The 23,565-nt window shown below is 60.2% G+C and carries 17 protein-coding genes and 1 tRNA gene; 3 read left to right on the forward strand and 15 right to left on the reverse strand.

Translation table 11 applies throughout. From position 1 onward, the window contains the following. Nucleotides 1-28: 28 nt before the first annotated feature. From ACA065_RS21145 to ACA065_RS21165, 5 genes are all read right to left on the reverse strand, one after another. The gene (locus tag ACA065_RS21145; protein ID WP_497691372.1) at nt 29-2,863 is read right to left on the reverse strand and encodes a TonB-dependent receptor; all 2,835 of its coding nucleotides are present in this window, start codon (nt 2,861-2,863) and stop codon (nt 29-31) included. Nucleotides 2,864-2,959: 96 nt separating this feature from the next. Then, nucleotides 2,960-3,925, reverse strand: a complete 966-nt coding sequence (locus ACA065_RS21150) for a DUF4880 domain-containing protein (protein ID WP_497691373.1) — start codon at nt 3,923-3,925, stop codon at nt 2,960-2,962. Then, nucleotides 3,922-4,428, reverse strand: coding sequence for a sigma-70 family RNA polymerase sigma factor (locus tag ACA065_RS21155; protein WP_497691374.1), 507 nt, complete (start codon nt 4,426-4,428; stop codon nt 3,922-3,924). Before ACA065_RS21155 ends, ACA065_RS21150 begins: the two co-directional genes overlap by 4 nt. A gap of 1,389 nt (nt 4,429-5,817) precedes the next feature. Beyond that, a tRNA-Asn gene (locus ACA065_RS21160) sits at nt 5,818-5,893 on the reverse strand. An 86-nt stretch (nt 5,894-5,979) separates the two neighbouring features. Continuing rightward, nucleotides 5,980-6,864, reverse strand: a complete 885-nt coding sequence (locus ACA065_RS21165; RefSeq protein ID WP_497691375.1) for a LysR family transcriptional regulator — start codon at nt 6,862-6,864, stop codon at nt 5,980-5,982. 101 nt (nt 6,865-6,965) lie between these two features. On the opposite strand from ACA065_RS21165, the gene lldD reads away from it, so the two are divergent. Next, nucleotides 6,966-8,108 carry an FMN-dependent L-lactate dehydrogenase LldD gene (gene lldD / locus ACA065_RS21170; protein WP_497691376.1) on the forward strand — a complete coding sequence of 381 codons (1,143 nt, stop codon included), beginning with the start codon at nt 6,966-6,968 and terminating at the stop codon, nt 8,106-8,108. 281 nt (nt 8,109-8,389) lie between these two features. Next, the gene (locus ACA065_RS21175) at nt 8,390-9,316 is read left to right on the forward strand and encodes a GGDEF domain-containing protein (protein ID WP_497691377.1); all 927 of its coding nucleotides are present in this window, start codon (nt 8,390-8,392) and stop codon (nt 9,314-9,316) included. A gap of 22 nt (nt 9,317-9,338) precedes the next feature. On the opposite strand, the gene ACA065_RS21180 is transcribed toward ACA065_RS21175, so the two are convergent. From ACA065_RS21180 to ACA065_RS21210, 7 genes are all read right to left on the reverse strand, one after another. Continuing rightward, nucleotides 9,339-10,118, reverse strand: coding sequence for an iron-containing redox enzyme family protein (locus tag ACA065_RS21180; protein ID WP_497695394.1), 780 nt, complete (start codon nt 10,116-10,118; stop codon nt 9,339-9,341). A 78-nt stretch (nt 10,119-10,196) separates the two neighbouring features. Further along, complete coding sequence (locus ACA065_RS21185; protein WP_497691378.1) at nt 10,197-12,671, reverse strand: EAL domain-containing protein; 2,475 nt, start codon at nt 12,669-12,671, stop codon at nt 10,197-10,199. Between the two features lie 71 nt (nt 12,672-12,742). Next, a complete protein-coding gene (locus tag ACA065_RS21190; protein ID WP_497695395.1) occupies nt 12,743-14,545 on the reverse strand; it encodes an ABC transporter ATP-binding protein in 1,803 nt (600 codons plus the stop codon). 10 nt (nt 14,546-14,555) lie between these two features. Continuing rightward, nucleotides 14,556-15,158, reverse strand: coding sequence for a DsbA family protein (locus ACA065_RS21195; RefSeq protein ID WP_497695396.1), 603 nt, complete (start codon nt 15,156-15,158; stop codon nt 14,556-14,558). A 36-nt stretch (nt 15,159-15,194) separates the two neighbouring features. Further along, complete coding sequence (gene trhO / locus ACA065_RS21200; RefSeq protein WP_094949875.1) at nt 15,195-16,136, reverse strand: oxygen-dependent tRNA uridine(34) hydroxylase TrhO; 942 nt, start codon at nt 16,134-16,136, stop codon at nt 15,195-15,197. 275 nt (nt 16,137-16,411) lie between these two features. Further along, on the reverse strand, nt 16,412-16,705 hold the full coding sequence (locus ACA065_RS21205) for a BolA family protein (protein WP_209983295.1): 294 nt from the start codon (nt 16,703-16,705) through the stop codon (nt 16,412-16,414). A gap of 6 nt (nt 16,706-16,711) precedes the next feature. Beyond that, on the reverse strand, nt 16,712-17,230 hold the full coding sequence (locus ACA065_RS21210) for a DUF2059 domain-containing protein (protein WP_003236690.1): 519 nt from the start codon (nt 17,228-17,230) through the stop codon (nt 16,712-16,714). 193 nt (nt 17,231-17,423) lie between these two features. On the opposite strand from ACA065_RS21210, the gene ACA065_RS21215 reads away from it, so the two are divergent. After that, nucleotides 17,424-18,812 (forward strand): class II fumarate hydratase, encoded by a 1,389-nt coding sequence (locus tag ACA065_RS21215; protein WP_497691379.1) that lies wholly within the window; start codon nt 17,424-17,426, stop codon nt 18,810-18,812. A gap of 484 nt (nt 18,813-19,296) precedes the next feature. On the opposite strand, the gene ACA065_RS21220 is transcribed toward ACA065_RS21215, so the two are convergent. From ACA065_RS21220 to pap, 3 genes are all read right to left on the reverse strand, one after another. Next, nucleotides 19,297-20,253 carry a DMT family transporter gene (locus tag ACA065_RS21220; RefSeq protein ID WP_497691380.1) on the reverse strand — a complete coding sequence of 319 codons (957 nt, stop codon included), beginning with the start codon at nt 20,251-20,253 and terminating at the stop codon, nt 19,297-19,299. Nucleotides 20,254-20,460: 207 nt separating this feature from the next. Next, nucleotides 20,461-21,645 (reverse strand): thiolase family protein, encoded by a 1,185-nt coding sequence (locus ACA065_RS21225; protein WP_497691381.1) that lies wholly within the window; start codon nt 21,643-21,645, stop codon nt 20,461-20,463. Between the two features lie 332 nt (nt 21,646-21,977). Beyond that, a complete protein-coding gene (gene pap / locus ACA065_RS21230; RefSeq protein ID WP_497691382.1) occupies nt 21,978-23,492 on the reverse strand; it encodes a polyphosphate:AMP phosphotransferase in 1,515 nt (504 codons plus the stop codon). Nucleotides 23,493-23,565 lie beyond the last annotated feature (73 nt).

Raw genomic sequence — 23,565 nt, forward strand, 5'->3', positions numbered from 1 at the left:
CGCCGGCGTGCGAGGCTCGCAAGCCTCCTTAAAACTTCGCCTGCAACCCCACCCGCAGCGTACGCCCCGGCGCCGGCATGAAACTCTGCGCCAGCGGGTCCAGGTAGTAGCGGTCGGTCAGGTTTTGCAGCGACACATTGAGGCTGGCGTCTTCCTGCAATTTATAATTGAGGAACAGATCGACCAAAGCCACTTCGCGATAATTCAATTGCGGCGTGGTGGCGCCGGTCTGCCAGGGTTTGTCGGCGGTGACGGTAGGCCCTGAGGTGTAGGTGATGCGCGTACCGAGCGTAAGGCTCTGATCGAAGAAACGCAGGCCTGTGGTCAGGTTGCCCGCAAACCGTGGTGGGTTCTGGGTGTTGGTGTAAGAACCCATGAAGCTGCCCGGCGTGCAGTTCGGTGTATTACTGGTTTGCTGGTAGCTGTCACTGGTGGCGCGCAGTGTGGCTGCGAACGCTGCATCGCAGGTTTCAGTCTTCAGGTAGTAGGTGGACGACAGATCGGCAAATACGCGCCCGGCATCGTAGCGGGTTTGCAACTCCAGGCCGCTGGTCTTGTAGCTGTCGGTGTTGCTGAAGCGCATCAAGCCCCGCAGGCCCGGGCTCGGGTCGTAGTAGCGGGTGATGTAGTTCTTGATGGTGTTGTTGAAGTAGGCCAGCTTGATTGCCGCCGAATCGTCATCGAACAACAACCCCTTGTGCAGCGTGCTGGCACCGACCTCCCAGTTGCTCGAGCGCTCGGGTTTCAGGCCCTTGCCCGGCTTGGTCTGCAACACGCCCTGGCTGGTTTCAAACAGCGAAGGCATACGCAAGCCCTGGGTGTAGGAGGCGTAGACGAAGGTGTCTGGCAGCACTTCGATATTGATGCCCACGGCCGGAGCGAAGGCGCCCCCGCTGTTGCTCGCCTTGCCCGAATATTCATAGCCGGTGACCACGCTGCCGACCTGGGACGGGTAGACCGTCGAATCGACCGCGCCAAAGTCGTTGTAGCGCACGCCCTCGAAGGGATAGTTGGTGTTCTGGAAGACGATGCCATTGGTCAGGCGTGGATCGGTGGCGTCGGTGTACTGGCCGTTCTGGTCCGGGAACCACATCATGTTGCCAGAGCCGCCGCCGTTGTAGACGCGCAGGTAGCGCAGGGCGCGGTCCTCTTCGCGTGCCGTGGCATTGGCGATGTGGTCCTTGCTGCGGTAGTGGGTGTAACGCCCGCCGCCCCACAAGGTGAGGCTGTCCACCGGCTTGTACTCCAGCTTGCCGTTGAAGCTCAGTTCCTGCCGCGACCCTTCGCGCAGCATGCGGTTGGCGTTGATATCGTCCTGGTTGGTGACCACGCCTTTTTGCGGGCGCAGCTCCTCGAGTTGGAACGAGCCGCCCAGGTCCAGTTTCACGTCGCCGTAGTCGGTGGCCCAGCGCGAGGTGTTGGCCAAGCCGCCGCCGATGCGCTGGTCGGCCTGACGGCTCCAGGCGCGGTCCGAGCGATAAGCTTGGGACGCCGGCGCTTTCACCGAGGTGAGCTGGCTGGTTTGCGCATCGGTCAGCCACAGGTCGGCGCTCAGGTCTATCAGCGGGTTGCCCGCAGGCAGGTAGTTGTAACGCGCGGTGTAGGTGTCGATCCTGGTATGGCCCAGCGGGTACTGGTAGATGCCGCCGGTGCCGAAGCGGAAGATATCCGAGGGCATGATCTCACCGATGCGCCCATCATAGCGGCGATAACCGAGGTCGAAGGTATGCCCATCGGCCGGGCGCAAGGTGGTCTTGAGCAGGAACGATTCGGTGCTCGACGAGGAGTTCAGCACTTCTTCGCCGGCGTTGTAGGTGGTTGCCACGCTGGTTTCTTCATCGCCCCAACGGTCGTAGGTCCGGTAGCGGTCCTGGCCCTTTTTGCCGGCGAAATAGTTGCCTTGGTTGCGCTTGGCGTAGGCCGCCACCACATCGAAAAACTCATGGGTATAGGCCAATGCAGCACTGCCGGCCTGCGCCTCGGAGCCAAACAGCCCACCGCGGCTCTGGTGCGGTTCCGCGTACAGGCCTTCGGTCTTGGAATGCGGGTCTCGGGAGGCCGGCGCGACGCCGTTGTTCCATAGATCACCCTTTAGGCGCAGGCCGAAGTTCTGACCGTTCTTGAGGATGTCGTCGACGGTGAGGGTGCGCATCTTCACCGTGCCACCGATGGCGCTGGAGGTCAGGCTGGGGCCCTTGTCGATCGTGATGTCGCTGATCATGTCCGGGTCGATGTAACTGCGCTGCTGGGTGCCGGCGTAACCGCGATAGACATCCAGCGCCTGCTGCGACCCATCCACCGTGACCGCCACCCGGCTCTGGCCCTGGATGCCGCGAATATTCACATCCAGGCCGCCGCCATTACGGCTGTCGCCGACCTGCACGCCAGGCTGGCCCTTGAGCATATCGCCCACCGAGACCACGCCAAAGCGCTGCATGTCTTCGCCGGAGATATACACCGACGAGTGCGGCGCCCGGTAGACGTCCTCTTCGTCGAGGTTTTCGCCCGTGACCTTTTGCGTCGGCAGCAACACTGCCGCCTGGTGCGCACGCAAGACGTAGCCACCGTCCGCCTGGCGCTGATAGCCAAGGCCTGTGCCCGAGAGCAGTTGGGTCAGGCCCGCCTCCGTATTGAAATCCCCTTGCAGACCCTGGCTGGTCTTGCCGGCGGTGAGCAGCGAACTGCCCGCCATGCTGATGCCCGCCTCGGCACCGAAGCGCGACAGCACTTGATCCAGCGGGCCGGCGCTAATTCGGTAAGGGCGTTCGCCGGCCGCAAAAACCAGCTCGCCGTAGAGCGGCTGTAAACTCAAAAACAGCAAGCTGAATGTATGGGTACGCAAGACACGAGCGGGGGAAATCATGCAAGGCTCCTAGGGGTTGAAACCCACCTGTGCCGGTGGGTAATACCTAAAGGCCAAGCCAGATCGAAAAAACTATCGCGCCGCCGAAAAAAAACTTCACGCAGGCACCACCGTCACCCAATAACGCGTTCTGCGTTCGATACGCACCGGCAAGGTATTGGCGACCAGCACCAGGGCTGCATCGGTATCGTCCAGCTGGAAACTGCCGGTGATGCGCAGGCCCGCCACCGCGTCGCTGCAGCGCAAGAAGCCTGGGCGATAACGCGACAGCTCGGCCAACAGCTGCTCCAGGCGCATGCGCTCGGCGGGCAGGATGCCGCGCATCCAGGCCTGAGCCAGCAACAGATCGATAGGGTTCGGGCGCCCTGCTCCGCGCTCATCCACCGTGAGTTGCCAGCCAGCCTGCAACGGCACCGGTGTCGACTGATGCCGCGTACTCACCTGCGCCAGCCCGCGCAAGACTGTCACCTGCGTGCCTTGGCGATCATGGCGCACCAGCAGGTGCGCGCCATGGCTGTAGAGCACCGCGTTGGGGGTCAGCAGCTCCAGCGACGCAGACCCGGCGGGGGTATCCAGGGCCAGCTCACCCTCGACCAGCTGCACACTGCGCTGCCCTGCGCTCAAGTCCAGGTTTGCCGCACTGGCGGTGTTCAGCCACAGCGAATAACCCTGCGCCAGCGCCCAGTGTCGCCGCTCGCCAATGCGGGTGCGATAACTCGCCAACGCCGAACGCAGCAACGTGGAATCCGCCGTTTGCCAGGAGATTCCACCCAGCAGCCCCAACGCCAGCAAGCACTTGAGCACCTGGCGACGACGCTGCGGATCAGCCCCGGCCGCCTGCAACGCCCGGCGCGCCGTGGCATCGGCCAACAAATTGGCGCCCGGTTGCAGCAGCAGCGGCAAACTACTGACCCGCTGCCACGCGTGCTCATGCTCGGCACTGGCCTGGCGCCACAGCTGCAAGGCTTGATGATCACCGGCACTCATCAACCCGGACTGCATCCGCACCAGCCAATCGATGGCACTGTCGCGCACGCGAGGATCAACCGCCGCGCCACTCATTCAAAACGACTCGCGTAGCAGACACTGAACGCCTTACCCATGGCCCGCTGCACCTGGGCCACCGTCAGGCTCAACTGCGCGGCGATCTGCGGATAAGTCAGGCCATCGAGCTGGGACAAAAAGAAAATCTGCCGAACCCGCGCCGACAACCCGACCAGCAGCGAATCCAGCTGCAACAACGTCTCGATCATCAAGTGGCGCTCCTCCGGCGACGGCTCCTCGCCCACCGGCCGCGCCGCCAACGCTTCCAGATACGCCCGCTCGATGGCCTGGCGACGCCAGCGATTGATCAGCAAGCCATTGGCGATGGTGGCCAGAAACGCCATGGGCTGGCGCAGTTCGCGCACATCCTCCTTGGAACGCAACACCCGGATAAACGTGTCGTGTGCCAGGTCTTCGGCATCGGCACTGTGCCCCAAACGCCGATGCAGCCAGCCGCGAAGCCAGCCATGGTGATTCGCATACAGCTTGGCGACCGGCGAGGCGATGCTGTCGTCGTGCATGTCAGATCCGCATTAAATGATAATTCTTCTCATCTTATGGCTTTGGGGTGGGCGTTGTATAGAGGTTGGGTTGGGTGCCATGGGACGAATCCAAGGCAAAAAAAAGCCTGCATCTCTGCAGGCTTTTCTCTATCTGGCTTCCTTATTCTGAACGGATCCACTCGCAGTGAGGGGTGGTCTAGGTCGACTAACAACACACTCACCACGCGTAGATCGACGTTTCGGGAAGGGCTACCCAACGTAACTAATACAACCGACAAATTTTGGTACAACCAAAATAACAAACGCAATTATCAGCGGCAGAGCAAACATATGTAAGTGTTTACCCTGGATATTTCGGTCAAACTTTTCATTTATAACAGCCGCCACGCCTTTTGCCGCGAACGACAGAACCAGGGCGCTTACGAGCGAGAGGATTATTAGCACTTGCTCACCTCGATCTTTAAAATACGTGGAAAATAAAAATATAACCTAGCTTGAATAGGAAATTCTCTGCCAAGCTCTATCTTAGTCTTGTTGCATACTTAAACCTGCAGCAATAGATGTCCTTTGGCGCTGACAAAAAGCCCAGGGGACTCAGTCTTTAAATCGTTGGCCCTTACGCCGCAGGAACCTCCTACACCCAGCCTTTTTAAAGGCACTGAAACTACGGCACACGAAAACGAGCGCCTAAACCGGCAGCGGAAAACCAGCCGCACATGCGAATGCGACAGAAAACGCGATGGGCATCAGGATCGCCGCCCTCAGTGCTTGGGGAATTAGGCGCCGCGTAAATTTCTCAAACCCGAGAACCAGCAACCATGATACACACACGACCATTGCTCCCCACCCCAGGACGTTGAAGAATTCGCCAATCGGAACACTGCTCACACCACCTCCCCATCCGGATTTAAGACTCCAACTAACGAATACCTTATTACGTGGAGCGATGACCGCGAACAGCCTCCTCGGCTGATTGCCTCGCCCTTATCCGCAGGAACGTATGCTATTCATTCTACAAATAAAAATCGAATGTTAACAAATCCTGCACCTTCATTAACCCCTGCACCTTTAGGGATCAAGACTTTACTATTGGACCCTATCTCAATACCAAGCGGCAAACGTGATTCTTACGCGAAAACCCATCAGACTTAAAATAAAATCGGTCACCCGCAATATAATGCAAAGATTTTCCAGACCGGTTGGATTGAGTATTTGTTTGGGTCAACACAGATTGGACATGAAGGCTTTAGAGACAACTCGCTCGATCTGAGCAGCGCTCCAGACGCGTCATGCAACGGCACTTGCAACGAGACCAATGACGGTAGGTTATCCGCCTGCACACTTGTGGTTGGCATAGCCAAATCCAAAGCAAAAAAAAGCCTGCATCTCTGCAGGCTTTTCTCTATCTGGCTCCACGACCTGGACTCGAACCAGGGACCCAATGATTAACAGTCATTTGCTCTACCAACTGAGCTATCGCGGAATGCGCCGTATGTTACTGATTAAAAAGAAGAAGTCAAGCACCGGGGTGCATTTGGCCGGATTCCTACAAATAACGGCTGCAACCCTCTACACCGGGCTGGCCATTTCCTTGGCCAAATCCAGCCACGCACGCGCTGCGGGCGGCAGGTGGGCGCTGGCGCGCCAGGCCAGGGCGATGTGCCAATCGGTGTGCGGTTCGTCCAAAGGGATCAGGGCGATGCCGGCGTGCTGGTGCTTGTGCGCAAGCATGCGCGGCAGGAAGGCGACGCCCAATCCTGCGGACACCAGGTCGACGATGAAGTCGATTTGCCCACTGCGCGCGGTCACCCGTGGCGTGACGCCTTTGCGTTCGCAGGCGGCGAGGATCTTGGCGTTCAAGGCGAAGCCGGCTTCGAACAGGATGAACGGTGAGTCGGCGAGGTCGGTGAGGTCGATGCGTTTGCGCCGGGCCAGTGGATGGTTCATCGGCAACACGGCCATCAGCGGTTCATTGCGCACGGGCTGGTAGTCGAACCCTTCGTCCGCAGGCAGCAGCAACGCCGCCAGGTCGACCTCGCCGACTTCCAGGCATTCGCGCAGTCTTTTGCTGCCGTATTCAGTCAGTTCGATCTCGATGTCGGGGAAGCGCGTGCGGTAGGCGGCGAACATCGCCGCAAACAGTACGCCGCAGCCTACCGGTGGCAAGCCGATGCGCAGCACACCGCGTTTGAGACCGCGCAGGTCATTGATCTCGGCAACCAAGTCGCTCTGCTCAGCCAGCAACACCAGCGCGCGGCGGTAGGCAATTTCGCCAGCAGCGGTCAGTTCGTTGCGGTGGCCGAGGCGATTAAGCAGCGGCGTACCCAATTCATCCTCCAGCGTCTTGACCGCCTTGCTCACCGTGGATTGGGTCAGCGCCACCACGTCAGCCGCCTGGGAGAAGCCGCCCTGGCGCACCACTTCAACAAAGGCACGCAATGTTCGCAGGTTCATCGGTATTCCTTTAGCGACTGGGCACAAGTAATAAAAGTTGTTTTTATCATGCCAGCTTTTTGCTTATGGTGGAGTGACCAAGTTCTGTGGAGAAACCGTTCATGATCATCTCGTCCGCCTCCGACTACCGTGCGGCCGCCAAGCGCAAGCTGCCGCGCTTTCTGTTCGATTACATCGACGGTGGCGCCTACGCCGAGCACACGCTGCGCGCCAACAGTTCGGACCTGGCCGAGATCAGCCTGCGCCAGCGCATCCTGCGCAATGTCGACAACCTCAGCCTGAAGACCAGCCTATTCGGCCAGGAATTGTCGATGCCGGTCATCCTCAGCCCGGTCGGCCTGACCGGCATGTACGCGCGGCGCGGTGAAGTGCAGGCCGCCAAGGCGGCGGCGAACAAAGGCGTGCCGTTTTGCCTGTCGACGGTGTCGGTGTGTTCGATTGAAGAAGTGGCGTCGCAAAGCCCGCAGTCGATCTGGTTCCAACTGTATGTGCTCAAGGACCGCGGTTTTATGCGCAACGCCCTGGAACGCGCGCAGGCGGCCGGGGTGACCACCCTGGTGTTCACCGTCGATATGCCCACGCCGGGTGCACGTTATCGCGATGCGCACTCGGGCATGTCCGGGCCGTTCGCCGCCTCACGACGCATGTTGCAGGCCGTCACCAAGCCGCAATGGGCCTTCGATGTCGGCTTGATGGGCCGCCCGCACGACCTGGGCAATATCTCCAAATACCTCGGTAAGCCGACGCACCTGGAAGACTACATCGGTTGGCTGGCGAACAATTTCGACCCGTCGATCAGCTGGAAAGACCTGGAGTGGATCCGCGAGTTCTGGAAAGGCCCGATGATCATCAAAGGCATCCTCGACCCACAGGACGCCAAGGACGCCGTGAGTTTCGGCGCAGACGGCATCGTCGTCTCCAACCACGGCGGCCGTCAATTGGACGGCGTGCTGTCCACCGCCAAAGCGCTGCCACCGATTGCCGAGGCAGTGGGCGATGACCTCACGGTGTTGGTGGACTCGGGCATTCGCTCCGGGCTCGACGTGGTGCGCATGCTCGCCTTGGGCGCCAAGGGTTGCCTGCTGGGGCGCGCCAACGCCTATGCATTGGCTGCCGATGGCCAGCGCGGGGTGGAAAACCTGCTGGATATCTTCGCCAAGGAAATGCGCGTGGCCATGACCTTGACCGGCGTTACATCGATTGATCAGATTGACCACAGTACGTTGGTTCAAGTAGCCAAATAACCGGCGCCATTATGCAACGACCGTTTTTTCTCTTAAAAACGGCCGTTGATTTATAAGGGGTTTTATTAAGTTAAACGAAGTGGCATGAATCTCGCTCTAACACTGCTCAAGCAGGTTAAGCGATGACAAGACGTGTGGCAGTACCCAGGGGTTATAACCCCGGGCAAAGCGGTTTAAACTGTTTCCAATGTTTTACGGAACTGAAGGAACAGTAAGACGCTTGGCATTCGCCACTCTCATCGAGCCTGTAAGACAGTTAAGTGCTTAGAGGCAGTCAGCTTATGAAATCACCGACCCAGACCAACGCAATTGACTTCGACAGTGCCAAATTGCAACGCCTGGGGTTTGGTCAGCCAGCCCTTCGTCCCCGCCGCCCCGTCACCTTTAACGAACTGCGCCAGCAACTGGGCCAGCAATTGCAAACCAGCCTGGAGCCGGAGCGCATCCTCGGCCTGTTCTTTCGCGAGATACAACGCCTGGTGCCCCTGGACGCCTTGCAATATCGCCATGAAGCCAGCGACCTGCGCCTGGAATTCGGCCAGCGCGGCCACCACTCGGTGAGCTATACCTTGAGCCATGAAGGCGAGCACTTGGGCGAGCTGATATTCCGGCGCAACCAACGCTTGATGGACGACGAACTGAGCCAGTTGGAGGCGCTGCTGGCGACCTTGCTCTACCCGATGCGTAACGCCCTGCTCTACCGCGTCGCCACCCGCAGCGCCCTGCGTGACCCGTTGACCGAAACCGGCAATCGCATTGCCATGGACCAGACCCTGCAACGGGAAATAGACATGGCCCGGCGACACACGAGCCCATTGTCGTTGCTGATGCTGGACATTGATCACTTCAAGAACATCAACGATACCCACGGCCATGCGGCTGGCGACAAAGTACTGCGCGCCGTGGCCGGCTCGATTAAAAGCCAGTTACGCAACGTGGACATGGTGTTTCGGTTTGGCGGGGAAGAGTTTCTGATCCTGCTGTCGAACACCGGCCGAGATGCGGCAAGCATGGTCGGCGAGCGCCTGCGCCGGGCTGCGCACGCTCAGGATTATTGGGCGGATGACACCAAGATTGAACTGACGGTGAGCCTGGGCTGCTCGACATTGCTGGCTGCCGAGTCTGCCGACAGCCTGTTGCGCCGGGCCGACAGTGCCTTGTACGTGGCCAAGCGCGAAGGCCGCAATCGCTTGGCAATGGCGGGGTAAGCACCCCGCCATCACCCTTACATCAAGCCTCGCTGGCGACGCGCGTCTGACGCTCGCGAATCGCTACGGGGGCATTTTCCTTGTCTTTCTCTTTCTCCAACCGCATGCAACTTTCCAGAAACAGGTACATGTAGTCGTAGCTCTTGCACACGGCCTGGCGCAGCTCTTCCTGCAGGCCCCTGCTCGGGTTCATCCCGGCCAGGGTGCAAATGATTTCCAGGGCTTCCCAAGGGTGGGCGTCGTCGTACTGCGCATGCATCTTCAGCCACTTCATCGCGCGCTTGCGATCTTCCTCAGGGAAAGCGGCCGCATACACACCGGTAGAACACACCACGGCGGACCACTCCCCCGTCGCGCCCTCGATCGCATAGTTGGTCGCTGCAATCGCGACGATCAACGAATCGGCCGAACTGGTATGCCAGCACCAATGACTCAGCGCGTGCAATTCAGGCGGTACGTTCTGCGCTTGCAGCTCTTCGAGGCTGACGCCATGGGCGCGGGCCCAATGAACCCAATAATCGGCGTGGTTCAGTTCCACGCGAATATTACGCATCAGCCACCGGCGTGCCATATCCTCCCCAGGGTGGCGGGCAAACTTGGTCTTGGTGAGGTTCTGTGCCATGTACAAGGCAAACTGTTCCACCACGGGCCAGCCACCGATCAGGTAGTGGCGCAGGGTCTTGGCGCTGAGCGTGTTGTCACGCATGCGCTGATACAGTTCGTGCTCGACAACTCGGCGCTTGCTCTCGCTACACGCCTGGATCAATTGCTGCGCCCAGGCGGGGTAACTTGAGGCTTCCATAAGCGGGCCGGTTCTGTTGAATGTGTCGATCACTGTAGGGCTCCTTTTTAAGTGTGATTGTACAGACCAGCGAATGTTTCAGCGGAATGTGCCGGGCGTCTTGAATAACAGAGGCTGCGGCCGCACAGGTCGACACTGCAAGCTATCAAAGGTAAACAATTGCGGGCGTTCAATCAGGTAGCCCTGAGCGTAATCCACACCAATCTCAAGTAAAGCCTGTTCGATAGGTGGCGTTTCAACAAACTCTGCAATGGTGCGCTTACCCATGACGTGGCCGATGTGATTGATCACTTCGACCATGGCGCGGTTAATCGGGTCGTCCAGCATATCCTTTACGAAACTTCCATCGATCTTCAGGAAGTCTACAGGTAAATGTTTGAGATAGGCGAACGAGGACATTCCGGCACAAAAGTCATCGAGTGAGAAATAGCAGCCCAACGCTTTGAGTTCATTAATAAAACGAATTGCACTACCTAAATTTGCGATAGCACTGGTTTCCGTTATTTCAAAACATATCATTGTCGGTGGAATGTTATAAGCGGCGAATTTCTCACGTAAGAATCCGAGAAAGTCGTCATCGCCAATAGTAATACCTGACAGATTAATCGCACACATAGCCATCGGCCGGCCTGGGCGCTCGCGCATGCAGTTGGCAATAATCTTGAATACGTTCTCGACCACCCACCGGTCCAGCGAAGTCATCAGGCCATAGCGTTCGGCAGCAGGGATAAAACTGTCCGGCAGAATTATCCTGCCGGCTTCATCGTGCAGGCGCAGCAGAATTTCGACATGGCCATTGCCGCCATCGGTGTGCCCCAACGGCGAAATTTCCTGCGCATACAGGCAAAATCGATTCTCTTCCAAGGCCATGTGCAGGCGTTGCACCCAAGCCATTTCGCCAAAACGCAGGGACAACTCCGAATCATCGGCATGGTAGACCTGCACGCGGTTGCGGCCCTTTTCCTTGGCCATGTAACACGCCATGTCGGCGGTGCGCAGCGATGTCTCCAAGGTGGTCGGCGTTTGCGAGATATGCACCAGGCCAATACTGACGGTGGTCATGAACGGCCGGCCTTTCCACACGAAATGCAGGTTTTGCACGGTATGGCGCAGGCTCTCGGCGATCTTTTCCGCCACCGGTGCCGGGCAGTTCTCCAGCAGGATGCCGAACTCGTCACCGCCCAGGCGCGCCAGGGTGTCACCTTCGCGCAGGTCCGATTGCAGCAATGCGCAGATATGTCGAAGCAACTCATCACCTGCGGCATGACCGCAGGTATCGTTGACCAACTTGAACTGGTCCAGGTCGAGGAACATCAAGGCATGTCGCGGGTTTTGCTGGCGCGCCACCTGCTGCAGCACCTGTTCCAAGCGGAACTCGAATTCGCGGCGGTTGGCAAGGCCAGTCAAGGCATCGTGGGTCGCTTGCCACGACAGGTTGGCGATGTATTGGCGCTCCCGGGTCATATCGTGCAGCACCAGTACCGCGCCGCTGACCTTGCCGGCACTGCGGATCGGCGCGCCTACCAGTGTCACCGACACCGTACTGCCGTCCACGCGCTGGATCAGTTTGGAATGCTCGCTGCCACCCCTGAACTCGCCCTTGATGATGTGCTCGATCAGCATAAAGCCATCGGGCACAGCGTTTTCATCGAGCAGGCTGAATAACGCCGCCAAGGGCAAACCTTGGGCCTGGGCCGTCTTCCAATGGGTCAACGCCTCGGCTGCCGGGTTCATGTAGGCGATGGCGCCGTCGACGTCGGTGGTGATCACGCCGTCGCCAATCGATTCCAGCGTAATCTGCGCCCGCTCTTTCTCCGCTTGCAGCGCGCTGGCGAACGCGTGGCGCTGGGTCAGCAGCTTGTGCGTACGCAGCAGCGCCAGGGCAATCAGGCCAAGGGCTGTGGCCAGGTTGGTGATCAATAACAGCCGCAGGATGACCCGCGAGCCTTCGCCCAAAGCATCGCTGAACGCCTTCGCCGCCGGCGTGACCCCCTCGTTGATGGCGGTGATACGTGCCTTCCACCCCCTGACATCGCTGCTGCTGAGCTGATCGCGGCTGATCGCGCGGTGCATTGTCTGGGCCAAGTCATCCAATTGCACCAGGTAAGCATCGCCTACGGTCCACAACTCGATGGCTTTTTCCAGGTAGCTGAAATGGCGAAAGTTGAGGTACAGCCAGATCAGGCTGGAAACGTCATCGGGGTGGTTGCCGCCCTTGAGGATCCCGTGGCGCGCCGCAGGAATGTCGGGGGTGGGCCGATCCAGGGCAATACGCAACTCATGCCCGCCTTGGGGCACGGCGATGGCTTGCTGATATTTGAGGTAGGTGGCGGGGTCGCGATTATCGGCGTAAAGCGTGAGGTAGTAGATGGCATCTTTCTGTCCTTTGGACCACAGGCTCTCACCCGCCACATACCCGCGCACCGCTGAAAGCACGTAGAGACTGACGCCGCCTAACAATGCCTGGAATAATACGACGGCGATAAAGGGCCAGACGATGCCCAACAGCCGAGGCCTGCTTAACGTCACTCCGAGAGTCCGCTTTTGCTTCATGAAGTCCCTTGCACATGCACAGCTAAATACGCACGCGAAAATCCGCTCCCGATAGCACAGCCTAGGCTAATTCAACGCACTTGTTGCAGGTGCCCATAGAGTTTGGCGTACAACCCGCCATCCGCTATCAATTGCTGATGGTCGCCATCCTCGGCGATATGCCCGCCATCAAACACCAACACACGGTCAGCCTGCTTCACCGCTGAAAGCCGGTGAGCGATGATCAGTGTAGTACGCCCACTGAGAAACCGCGCCAATGCCTGGTGCAGGTTGTACTCGGTCGCCGCATCGAGTGCGGACGTAGCCTCATCCAGAATCACCACTTTCGGCTCAGCCAACACCATCCGGGCGATGGCCAGGCGCTGGCGCTGGCCGCCGGAAAAACGCACGCCGGAGCGCCCGACCACACTGTCCAACCCCAAGGGCAGCGCCCTGACGGTAGCATCCAACTGGGCGATTTCCAGCGCCTGCCAGCACGCCTGGTCCGAGCGCGAACGGCCCATGGTCAGGTTGGCGCGCACGGTATCGTTGAACAACGCCGGGTGCTGCAACACCACGGCGACGTTCTCACGGATGGTCGCAAGGCCGATTTCCTGCTGGGTGGCGTCGCCGAACCGAATGCTGCCGGCCTGCGGTGTGTACAGCCCCAACAACAGTTGCACCAGAGTACTTTTGCCGCCGCCACTGGCGCCGACAATCGCGACCTTCTCACCCGGCGCAATGACCAGGTTCAACTGGTTGAGCACCAGATCTTCGCCGTAGCCGAAATCCAGCCCGCGCACCTCGATACCGACGGTCTCACGCCCGGTAAACGGGTCTGCGCCCCCGGCGTATTGCGGCTCGTCGGCCCGCGCCAGCAGTTCGTTGATCCGCGTCAGCGCGCCGCCCGCCGCGTAAAAAGCGTATTGAAGGTTCAACAATTGCTCTACCGGCCCGATCATGAACCACAGGTAGCTGAACACCGCGAGCATCTGGCCGATGGACAGGTCGGAAAACAGCACCGTGAGCATCGCCGCTGCGCGGAAGATGTCGATGCCAAACTGGAACAGCAAGCCACTGGCACGGCTGGAGGCGTCGGTTTTCCATTGCGAGTGGATCGCGTAGTCGCGCACTTCCTGGGCACGCTGGCCGAGGCGCCCGAGGAAAAAGCCCTGGCGGTTGCCGGCGCGCACTTCCTGGATGGCGTCGAGGGTTTCAGTCAACGCCTGGGTGAAGCGCGACGTGCTGTCGTTCTCCAGCTTCTTGAGGTGTTTGACGCGCTTGCCCAACTGCACCGTGGCGTAGATCACCAAGGGGTTGAACAGCAGGATGAGCAACGCCAGCTGCCAGTGCATCCACACCAGGATCGCCGAGGTGCCCACCAGGGTCAGCATGGCCACCAGGAACCGGCTGAGGGTTTCGCCGACAAACTTGTCCAGCGTGTCCAGGTCGGTGACCAGGTGCGTGGTGACCGTGCCGCTGCCCAGGCTTTCGTATTCGCCGAGGGAAATACGCTTGAGCCGTTCGATCAGGCGCACACGGATGCGGTAGACAATGTCCTTGGCCAGCCGCGCAAACAGCCGCGCCTGCACTACGTTGAACACCAGCGCACCGCACCGCAGACACAGCGTCACCAGCAACATCAGGCCGATATAACCGGCTGCCTTCTGCCAGCCCAGGGGCAGCGCGTGGTTCATCACCTTGAGCGCGGCATCGCCATGGCCCAGCAGCACTTCGTCAACCAATAGAGGCAACAGCAATGGAATGGGCACACTGCACAGGGTTGCCAGCACAGCAACGCTATTGGCGATCCACAGGGATTTTTTATGACGCAGGGCCAGGCGGCGAATTTCTGCCCAGGTCAGTCGGTCGGTGCGCTTGGGCTGCTCAGAGATGTCGGGCTGGTCATACACAGGTGGCTCGCTCCAACCAGCGGGCGAGCAAGGGCGACAGCTCGGACAGCGGCTGGTAGCCGTTGGTCAGTAACGCAAGCTGGCCATTGCGCTCGGCCAACAGGGTCGGGAAACCGGCAATGCCCAAATCCTGCACCCAGGTGAAATCAGCGGCTGTTGCGGCGTGCTGCTCGGCACGGTCGAACGCGCCGGCAAACTCGATACGCGGGATGCCCGCTGCCTCGGCCAGTTCTACCAGCACGCTGGCGAGGGTCACATCGCGGCCCTCGACATAAAACGCGCGCTGGATCAGCCCCAGCAGCTTCCAGGCACAATCCGGCGCCAGGCTGCGCGCCGTGACGATAGCCCGACACGCAGGCTCGGTGTCATAAACAAAGCCGTCGGGCAACGCGCCCTCACGTTTGAACGGTTGGCCGGTGGCCTCGGTGACCGCCTGCCAGTGCTCAAGAATGTAGCGCCGGGTGGTCGGCTCCAGCGCCGCGCCGCTGCCGGTGCGCAAACCGCCCACCACCAGGTGCAGCTCCACACCCGCTGCCTGGGCCTGCTCGACCAACGCCTCGGCCACCGGAGCAAAGCCCCAGCACCAGGAACACATCGGGTCCATCACATAGAGCAGGCGCGCGGGCATGGGTCAGGCCTCGGAAGGGGTTTGCTTATAGTTGAAGCCAATTGGGTGCGGCATGTTGCGGGCTTTGGCCAGCTCGATCTGCTTTTGCCGGTCAATCGCGCTGCGGCGGGTCTTCTCCGGCAGCTTATCCCAGCAATGCGGGCAACTGATGCCAGCCACATAATGCTCGGACGCACGGTCTTCTACGCTCACGGGTGTGCGGCAGGCATGACATTGATCGTAGTCGCCTTCGCTCAAGTCGTGGCGCACGGTCACGCGGTTGTCGAACACAAAGCAGTCACCCTGCCATTTGGTCTCGGCCTGCGGCACCTCTTCGAGGTACTTCAGAATGCCGCCCTTGAGGTGGTAAACCTCGTCAAAGCCTTCGCTGAGCATATAGCTCGAGGCTTTCTCGCAACGAATGCCGCCGGTACAGAACATGGCGACTTTCTTGTGCTTGGCCGGGTCGAAGTTGGCTTTGATGTAGTCGGGAAATTCGCGAAAACTGGTGGTTTTCGGGTCGATTGCGCCTTCAAAGGTGCCAATCGACACTTCGTAGTCGTTACGGGTGTCAATCAACAGCACTTCCGGGTCGCTGATCAGCGCGTTCCAGTCTTGCGGGTTGACGTAGGTGCCGACTTTTTTGTTCGGGTCGACGCCTTCGACGCCCAGGGTCACGATCTCTTTCTTGAGCTTGACCTTGGTGCGGTAGAACGGCTGGTCGTCGCAGTACGACTCTTTGTGGTCGATGTCGTCCATGCGTGGGTCGTTTTTCAGCCAGGCCATCAGGCCATCAATGCCTTCGCGGCTGCCGGAAACGGTGCCGTTGATGCCTTCTTCGGCGATCAGCAAGGTGCCTTTGATGCCGTTGTCGACCATCGCCTGCAGCAATGGCTCGCGCAGGGCGACGTAATCTTCGAGGGTGACGAACTTATACAGTGCCGCCACGACAATCGGTTGAGTCATGGGTGTTCTCTCCAGGTGGCTACCCTCGTAAGGGGTGAACCGGATGCAAAAAAAACGCGCCGGCTAAGCGGCGCGTTGCGGATTCTAACAAAATTGGCGGCGTTTATGGGCCGCCTATTTACTGTGGCGAGGGAGCTTGCTCCCGCTGGGCAGCGAAGCGGCCCCAATAAGGCGATTCAGACCTTTCAGAAAGATCGCGGTGATTGGCCTCAGGGCTGCTGCGCAGCCCAGCGGGAGCAAGCTCCCTCGCCACATCACGCGCATGCGCCACAGTGTCAGTGCCCGCCGGCGCAGGTCGGCGAGGCCGGGGCTGCGTCGATTTTCGCCCATTCGTCAGGCGTATAGGTATGCAGCGCCAACGCATGAAACTCGCTCATCAGGTCACCCAGGGTGGCGTAGACCGTCTGGTGGCGCTTGACGCGGTTAAGCCCCTCGAACTGCTGGCTGACCAGCACGGCCTTGAAGTGGGTCTGCAACCCACGGCTGTGCATATGGCTTTCATCCAGCACGCTCAAGTGTTGCGGGCTCAGGGCGGCGAGCGCCGTTTCGATACGCTGTTGCATGGTCATTCCTGCTTACTTCTTCTTGGCCGGTGCAGCGGCTTTAGGCGTCAGCTCGTTGGTCATGTCTTCCAACAGCTTGTTCACCACCGGCACAGCGCTTTCCAGCTTGGCTTGGGTCATCTGGGCCGATTGTTGAGTCAATTGCGGCATTTTTTCCAGGACTTTCTTGCCCAGTGGCGACTGGTAGAACGCAACCAGGTCCTTGAGCTCCGATTCGCTGAAGTTGGTGGTGTAGAGCTTGACCATGTCCGGCTTCAGCTTCGGCCAGCCGATGGCTTGGTCCAGGGCGGCATTGGCCTTGGCCTGGTAGCTGTCCAGTACGGACTGCTTGGCGGCCGGCGCCTTGGTCTGTTCGAAACGCTGAGCGAACATTTGCTGCACTTGCATGTACACCGGGGTACCCAGCTTGTCAGCGTGGGCCAGGGTAAGGAAGGCTTCGGCACTGGCGTTATGGCTGGCGGTATCGGCAAAGACTTGGCCGCTGGCGCAAACCAGAGCAACCGCGGTACAGATGGCACGAAGACGAGTCATCGAGTTTCCTTTCTAGCAGGCGAGGTATTACCCCCAAGGGCGACTATTCTGCGCCTAAAAAACGAAATGTCTCAACCCCACCCCTTATCGGGCCTGCTTTCGCGGGACTTGAACGCGATGAAAAGTCTTTTATGGAACCCCCAAGGCCCATCACGGCCTAAACTGCGCAAACGAACCTGAAGGAGTGTGCCCGATGAGCCGTATCGAAACCGACAGCCTGGGAGAAGTCCACGTCCCGGATGACGCTTACTGGGGTGCGCAGACCCAACGCTCGCTGGTGAACTTCGCCATCGGCGAGCAACGCATGCCCCTGGCGGTACTGCATGCCCTGGCGCTGATCAAGAAAGCAGCGGCGCGGGTCAACGACCGCAATGGCGACTTGCCCGCCGATATCGCCCGCCTGATCGAACAGGCCGCCGATGAGGTGCTGGGCGGCCAGCATGACGACCAGTTCCCGCTGGTGGTCTGGCAGACCGGCAGTGGCACCCAGAGCAACATGAACGCCAACGAAGTGATCGCCGGCCGCGCTAACGAACTGTCGGGCAAGACCCGTGGCGGCAAGAGCCCGGTGCACCCCAACGATCATGTCAACCGCTCCCAAAGCTCCAACGACTGCTTCCCGACCGCCATGAGCATCGCGGCGATCCAAGCCGTGAACAAGCAACTGCTGCCGGCGATCACTAACCTGTCCGGCGCCCTGGCGGAACTGTCGGCGCGGCACATGAAGCTGGTCAAGACTGGCCGCACGCACATGATGGACGCCACGCCGATCACCTTCGGCCAGGAAGTTTCGGCGTTTATCGCCCAGCTCGATTACGCCGAACGCGCGATCCGCAGCGCCCTGCCCCCGGTGTGCGAACTGGCCCAGGGCGGCACCGCCGTCGGCACCGGGCTCAACTCGCCTCATGGCTTTGGCGAGGCAATTGCCGCCGAGCTGGCCGCGCTGTCGGGGCTGCCGTTCGTCACCGCCCCCAACAAATTCGCCGCCCTCTCCGGCCATGAGCCGTTGGTGACCCTGCACGGCGCGCTGAAAACCCTGGCGGTGGCCCTGATGAAAATCGCCAACGACCTGCGTCTGCTCGGCTCTGGCCCGCGCGCCGGGTTGGCCGAGGTCAAATTACCGGCCAACGAGCCGGGCAGCTCGATCATGCCGGGCAAGGTCAACCCCACCCAGTGCGAAGCGCTGTCGATGCTGGCCTGCCAGGTATTGGGCAATGACGTGACCATCGGCATTGCCGCCAGCCAAGGGCATTTGCAGTTGAACGTGTACAAGCCGGTGATCATCCACAACCTGCTGGAATCGATCCGCCTGCTGGCCGACGGCTGTAACAACTTCCAGGAACACTGCATCGCCGGCCTTGAGCCCGACGCCGAGCAAATGGCCGCGCACCTGGAGCGCGGGCTGATGCTGGTGACCGCGCTCAACCCACACATTGGCTACGACAAGTCGGCACAAATTGCCAAGAAGGCCTACGCCGAAGGCCTGACGCTGCGCGAGGCCGCGCTGGAACTGGGCTTCCTCACCGACGCCGAATTCGACCAGTGGGTACGCCCGGAAAACATGCTGGAAGCCGGGCATTAAGCTCAGGCGTTTGATCTGCTTTTGATCTAGATCTTGATCTTGATCTTGATCTCAGGCGCCCCGTCAACCACGCTGGCCGCACGCAGGCTTGAATCCGTGGGTAACCCGGCAGGACGCCGGGTTAGCCGCGCTGGGCCAAGGATGGCCCATCGCGGCGGCCCACGGATTCAAGCCTGCGTGCGGGCATGCCGAGCCTAGGCGAGGCACCGAGTGGTGGGGCGAAGACTTTTTGGTTACTTTTGTGTCTTTACAAAAGTGACCCGCTGTAAGAGCGGAACCCTAAGCGGCCGTTACCGCAGCAACGGATATGTACTCCGAATCAATATCCCAGCCAACTCATACAGCCTTCGCGAGCAAGCCCGCTCCCACAGTTAAACAGTGCTGCATCAGCAAGATTTGGGTTGGCCGGAAGGCCGCCATCGCAGGCAAGCCACACACACAGTTGAACCGGTTTACAAAAAATACAGCTTCGGCGCTTCCGTCATCAAGACACCAAGCGCAACCGCCGAGCCCTGAGCCCAGCGAGCAACGACGGCGCCAGCGCCACAGTCGCCGACCCCAGCACCACCACCAGCGCCCCGACATAGCCCAAGGCGTTGATATCTTCAGCCTGCACAAAGTCCGGCCATAACCACGCCGCCAACGCCACCGCCACAAACGTCACCAACGGCGTCAGCGCCAGCGTCGCACTGACCCGCGAGGCCTCCCAATGCGCCAGCGCTTCGGCAAAGGCACCGTAAGCCACCAGCGTATTCATGCAGCACGCCAGCAGCAACCAGCCTTGCAGCGGGCTCAACTGCAGCGCCTCCAACGGATGCGCCCACGGCGTGAGCAACGCAGCGCAGGACAGATAGATCACCATCATCACCTGCAGCGAATTCCACACGGTCAGCAACTGCTTCTGGCCCAAGGCGTAGAACACCCAGATGGTGGTGGCGAGCAGGACCGTCAGCACCCCGGCGGTGTAGGTGCCCAGGGACGTGAGCATTTCCACCAGGCGTTGATTGAAGAACAACCCAAAGCCGATGATCAGCACCACCAGGCCCACGCCCTGCCCCAGGCTGAAACGTTCCTTGAACACAAACACGCTGGCGACCATCAGAAAGATCGGCCCCATCTGCACCACCAACTGCGCCGTACCGGGGCTGAGCATTTTCAGGCCCACCAGGTACAGCACGTAATTGCCCACCAGCCCGCACACCGCCATGGCCACCAGCCAACCGCCCTTGGGGCCGAGCACTTTGCGCTTCGGCAGGCGCTTGGTGAGTGCCAGGTAGATAAACAAGCAGCTGCCGGCAACGACCAGGCGAAACCAGGTGACTGTCACCGGGTCCATCACCTGCAGCACTTGCTTGAGTTTGATCGGCAGAATGCCCCACAGGAACGCGGTCAGCAGGGTCAAGCCAAAGCCATAGACCCAGCGACCGGAAGAGATGTGCATGAGTGCCCCGAATGCCTGAGAAAGTGGAACAGGCATTCTAGGTGGACCAAGGGGGGCCTTGGCGAGCGATATCTTCCAGCAAACATAAATCAAAGGTGGGAGCTGGCTTGCCTGCGATAGCGGTGGGTCAGACAAAAAAATGTCGACTGATACACCGTCATCGCAGGCAAGCCAGCTCCCACATGGATCCATGTGTTGCAGTGAGATCTAGCGTACGGCTTCGAAGAGCCCGGTGGCGCCCATGCCGCCGCCCACGCACATGGTGACGATGCCATAGCGCAGATTGCGCCGCTGCAACTCGCGCACCAAATGCCCGACTTGCCGCGAGCCGGTCATGCCGAATGGGTGCCCGATGGAAATCGAGCCGCCATTGACGTTGTAGTTGGCGTTGTCAATTTCCAGGCGGTTACGCGCATACAGGCATTGCGAGGCAAACGCTTCGTTGAGTTCCCACAGGTCGATATCCGCCACCCGCAAGCCTTTGGCCTTGAGTAGCTTGGGCACCGAGAACACCGGGCCGATGCCCATTTCGTCCGGTTCACAACCGGCCACGGTAAACCCACGGAAAAACGCCTTGGGCTTGAGGCCCAGTTCCAGGGCTTTTTCCAGGCTCATCACCAGCGTCATCGAGGCACCGTCGGAGAGTTGCGAGGAGTTGCCGGCCGTCACCGAACCGTCTTCTGCAAACACGGGCTTCAACCCCTGCAAGCTGGCGAGCGTGGTGTCGGGGCGGTTGCAGTCGTCGCGATCAACCACACCGTCCAGCACCTGCACGGCGCCGGTGTGTTTGTCTTCAACCTTGTACTTGACCGACATCGCCACAATTTCATCATCGAACAAGCCGTCGGCCTGGGCCTGGGCTGTGCGCTGCTGGCTTTGCAGGGCATACAGGTCCTGTTCTTCGCGACTGACGTTATAGCGGCGCGCGACAATTTCGGCGGTCTGGCCCATGGGGAAGTAGAGGCCCGGCACCTGCTCCTTGAGCAGCGGATTGATCAGGTGGTCGGTGTTGACGCTTTTCATGGTCAGGCTGATGGACTCGACGCCACCGGCGACGATGATGTCGCTGCAGCCCGAAGCGATCTGGTTGGCCGCAATGGCAATCGCCTGCAGGCCCGAGGAGCAGAAGCGGTTGAGGGTCATGCCGGCCGTGCCAGTGCCCAGTTGCGAGAGCACCGCCACATTGCGCCCGATGTTGTAGCCCTGCGCGCCTTCGTTGGAGCCGGCACCGACGATGCAATCCTCGACCGTCGCCGGGTCGATGCCATTGCGGGTCAGCAGCGCATTCACGCAATGGGCGGCCATGTCATCGGGGCGGGTCTGGTTGAACTTGCCACGAAAGGATTTGGCCAGGCCGGTTCGCACGCTGTCGACGATCACTACTTCACGCATGGGCTACCTCGATCTTGTCATTGTTGGGAGACGGATCGAGGATAGAGCCAGGCCTTGCCAACCGCGACGATCATTCACCCGGCATATACAAAAGCATGGTGGTGGACACTGCTTGCGGCAAGCCCGCTTTTTGTGGCGAGCAGGCTTGTTGTGGCGAGCAGGCTTGTTGTGGCGAGCAGGCTTGCCTGCGTTGGGGCGCGAAGCGGCCCCGATCCAGGCGCCGCGTTGTTTCAGTCAAACCTCATTGGCAGGTTTTAGGGCTGCTTCGCAGCCCAGCGGGACGGTGCGACGATTCGACAAGCTCCCTCGCCACACGTTATTGCCAGCCCCGTCTATTTCTTTTTCTTCTTGTCATGTTTGTCGGTTTTGTCGAACGCCTCTTCCAGCGCGCGGTTGATAGTGCGCAGTACCTTGACCCGCGCCCAGCGCTTGTCATTGGCTTCCACCAAGGTCCACGGCGCGATTTCGGTGCTGGTGCGGTCGACCATATCGCCCACGGCGGCACGGTAGTCGTCCCACTTGTCACGGTTGCGCCAGTCGTCTTCGGTGATCTTGAAGCGTTTGAACGGGATCTCCTCGCGGGCCTGGAAGCGTTCCAACTGGGTCTGCTTGTCAATGGCGAGCCAGAACTTGACCACGATCACCCCCGAATCGCGCAGTTGCTCTTCAAAGTCATTGATCTCGCCGTAGGCACGCATCCAGTCCGCCGGGGTGCAGAAGCCTTCGATGCGCTCCACCAGTACCCGGCCGTACCACGAGCGGTCGAACACGGTGAACATGCCGCGCGCCGGGATCTTCTGCCAGAACCGCCACAGGTACGGCTGGGCGCGCTCGTCTTCACTCGGCGCGGCAATCGGCACGATGTGGTACTGGCGCGGGTCGAGTGCCGCCGCCACACGGCGAATCGCCCCGCCCTTGCCGGCTGCGTCGTTGCCTTCAAATACCGTCACCAGCGCGTGTTTGCGCATGCGCTTGTCGCGCATCAGGCCGGAGAAACGCGCCTGCTCGGTGATCAGTTGCTCTTCGTAATCGTCCTTGTCCAGGCTCAGGGTCATGTCCAGGCTGTTGAGCAGGCTCATCTGGTCCACCGCCGACGGCAATGGCGCCGGGTTCATGCCACTGGCCTTGCCCTTGGGCAGCTTCAGGGCGTTTTGCAGGCCTTCAAGCAGGATCTTGCCCACGGTGAGGCTGCGGTAAGGCGCGTCGACACCTTCAATCACATGCCATGGCGCATAGTCGCGGCTGGTGCGACGCAGGATGCGCTCACCAAAATGCACAAACTTGTCGTAGGTCTTGGACTGTTGCCAGTCCAACGGGCTGATGCGCCAACTGTGCAGTGGGTCGTCGGCCAGGGCTTTGAGCCGCGCCTTCATCTGCTTTTTGGACAGGTGGAACCAGAACTTGAAAATCAGCGCGCCTTCATCGCAGAGCATCTTTTCCAGGCGCTCGGCACCGGCGATGGCCTGGTCCAGGCGGGCGTCCTTGATCTCGCCGTGCACCCGGCCTTGCAGCATCTGGCTGTACCAGTTGCCGAAAAAAACGCCCATGCGGCCTTTGGCGGGCAGTTGCCGCCAGTAACGCCAGGCCGGTGGGCGCGCCAATTCTTCGTCGGTCTGCTGGTCAAAGGTGCGCACCTCGATCAGGCGCGGGTCCATCCATTCATTGAGCAACTTGACGGTTTCGCCCTTGCCCGCGCCTTCGATACCGTTGATCAGGATGATCACCGGGAAGCGCTTCTGCTGTTGCAGCTCGTACTGCACTTCCAGCAGGGCCTCGCGCAGGGCCGGCACTTCAGCGTCATAGGTGTCTTTGTCAATGGCGTGACCGATTTCGGCGGATTCGAACATGGGCAGCTCCGTTTCAAGAGGGATCAAGACTAGCGGATTGGGCACCCCGCCAGTCAAGGAATTACAACAGGCT

Source organism: Pseudomonas sp. LBUM1640, from assembly GCF_059716225.1.

Coding starts and splice junctions, on each gene's coding strand:
- ACA065_RS21145 (WP_497691372.1), bottom strand. CDS start 2,863: ATGATTTCCCCCGCTCGTGTCTTGCGTACCCATACATTCAGCTTGCTG.
- ACA065_RS21150 (WP_497691373.1), bottom strand. CDS start 3,925: ATGAGTGGCGCGGCGGTTGATCCTCGCGTGCGCGACAGTGCCATCGAT.
- ACA065_RS21155 (WP_497691374.1), bottom strand. CDS start 4,428: ATGCACGACGACAGCATCGCCTCGCCGGTCGCCAAGCTGTATGCGAAT.
- ACA065_RS21165 (WP_497691375.1), bottom strand. CDS start 6,864: ATGAACCTGCGAACATTGCGTGCCTTTGTTGAAGTGGTGCGCCAGGGC.
- lldD (WP_497691376.1), top strand. CDS start 6,966: ATGATCATCTCGTCCGCCTCCGACTACCGTGCGGCCGCCAAGCGCAAG.
- ACA065_RS21175 (WP_497691377.1), top strand. CDS start 8,390: ATGAAATCACCGACCCAGACCAACGCAATTGACTTCGACAGTGCCAAA.
- ACA065_RS21180 (WP_497695394.1), bottom strand. CDS start 10,118: ATGGAAGCCTCAAGTTACCCCGCCTGGGCGCAGCAATTGATCCAGGCG.
- ACA065_RS21185 (WP_497691378.1), bottom strand. CDS start 12,671: ATGAAGCAAAAGCGGACTCTCGGAGTGACGTTAAGCAGGCCTCGGCTG.
- ACA065_RS21195 (WP_497695396.1), bottom strand. CDS start 15,158: ATGTGTTCCTGGTGCTGGGGCTTTGCTCCGGTGGCCGAGGCGTTGGTC.
- trhO (WP_094949875.1), bottom strand. CDS start 16,136: ATGACTCAACCGATTGTCGTGGCGGCACTGTATAAGTTCGTCACCCTC.
- ACA065_RS21205 (WP_209983295.1), bottom strand. CDS start 16,705: ATGACCATGCAACAGCGTATCGAAACGGCGCTCGCCGCCCTGAGCCCG.
- ACA065_RS21210 (WP_003236690.1), bottom strand. CDS start 17,230: ATGACTCGTCTTCGTGCCATCTGTACCGCGGTTGCTCTGGTTTGCGCC.
- ACA065_RS21215 (WP_497691379.1), top strand. CDS start 17,424: ATGAGCCGTATCGAAACCGACAGCCTGGGAGAAGTCCACGTCCCGGAT.
- ACA065_RS21220 (WP_497691380.1), bottom strand. CDS start 20,253: ATGCACATCTCTTCCGGTCGCTGGGTCTATGGCTTTGGCTTGACCCTG.
- ACA065_RS21225 (WP_497691381.1), bottom strand. CDS start 21,645: ATGCGTGAAGTAGTGATCGTCGACAGCGTGCGAACCGGCCTGGCCAAA.
- pap (WP_497691382.1), bottom strand. CDS start 23,492: ATGTTCGAATCCGCCGAAATCGGTCACGCCATTGACAAAGACACCTAT.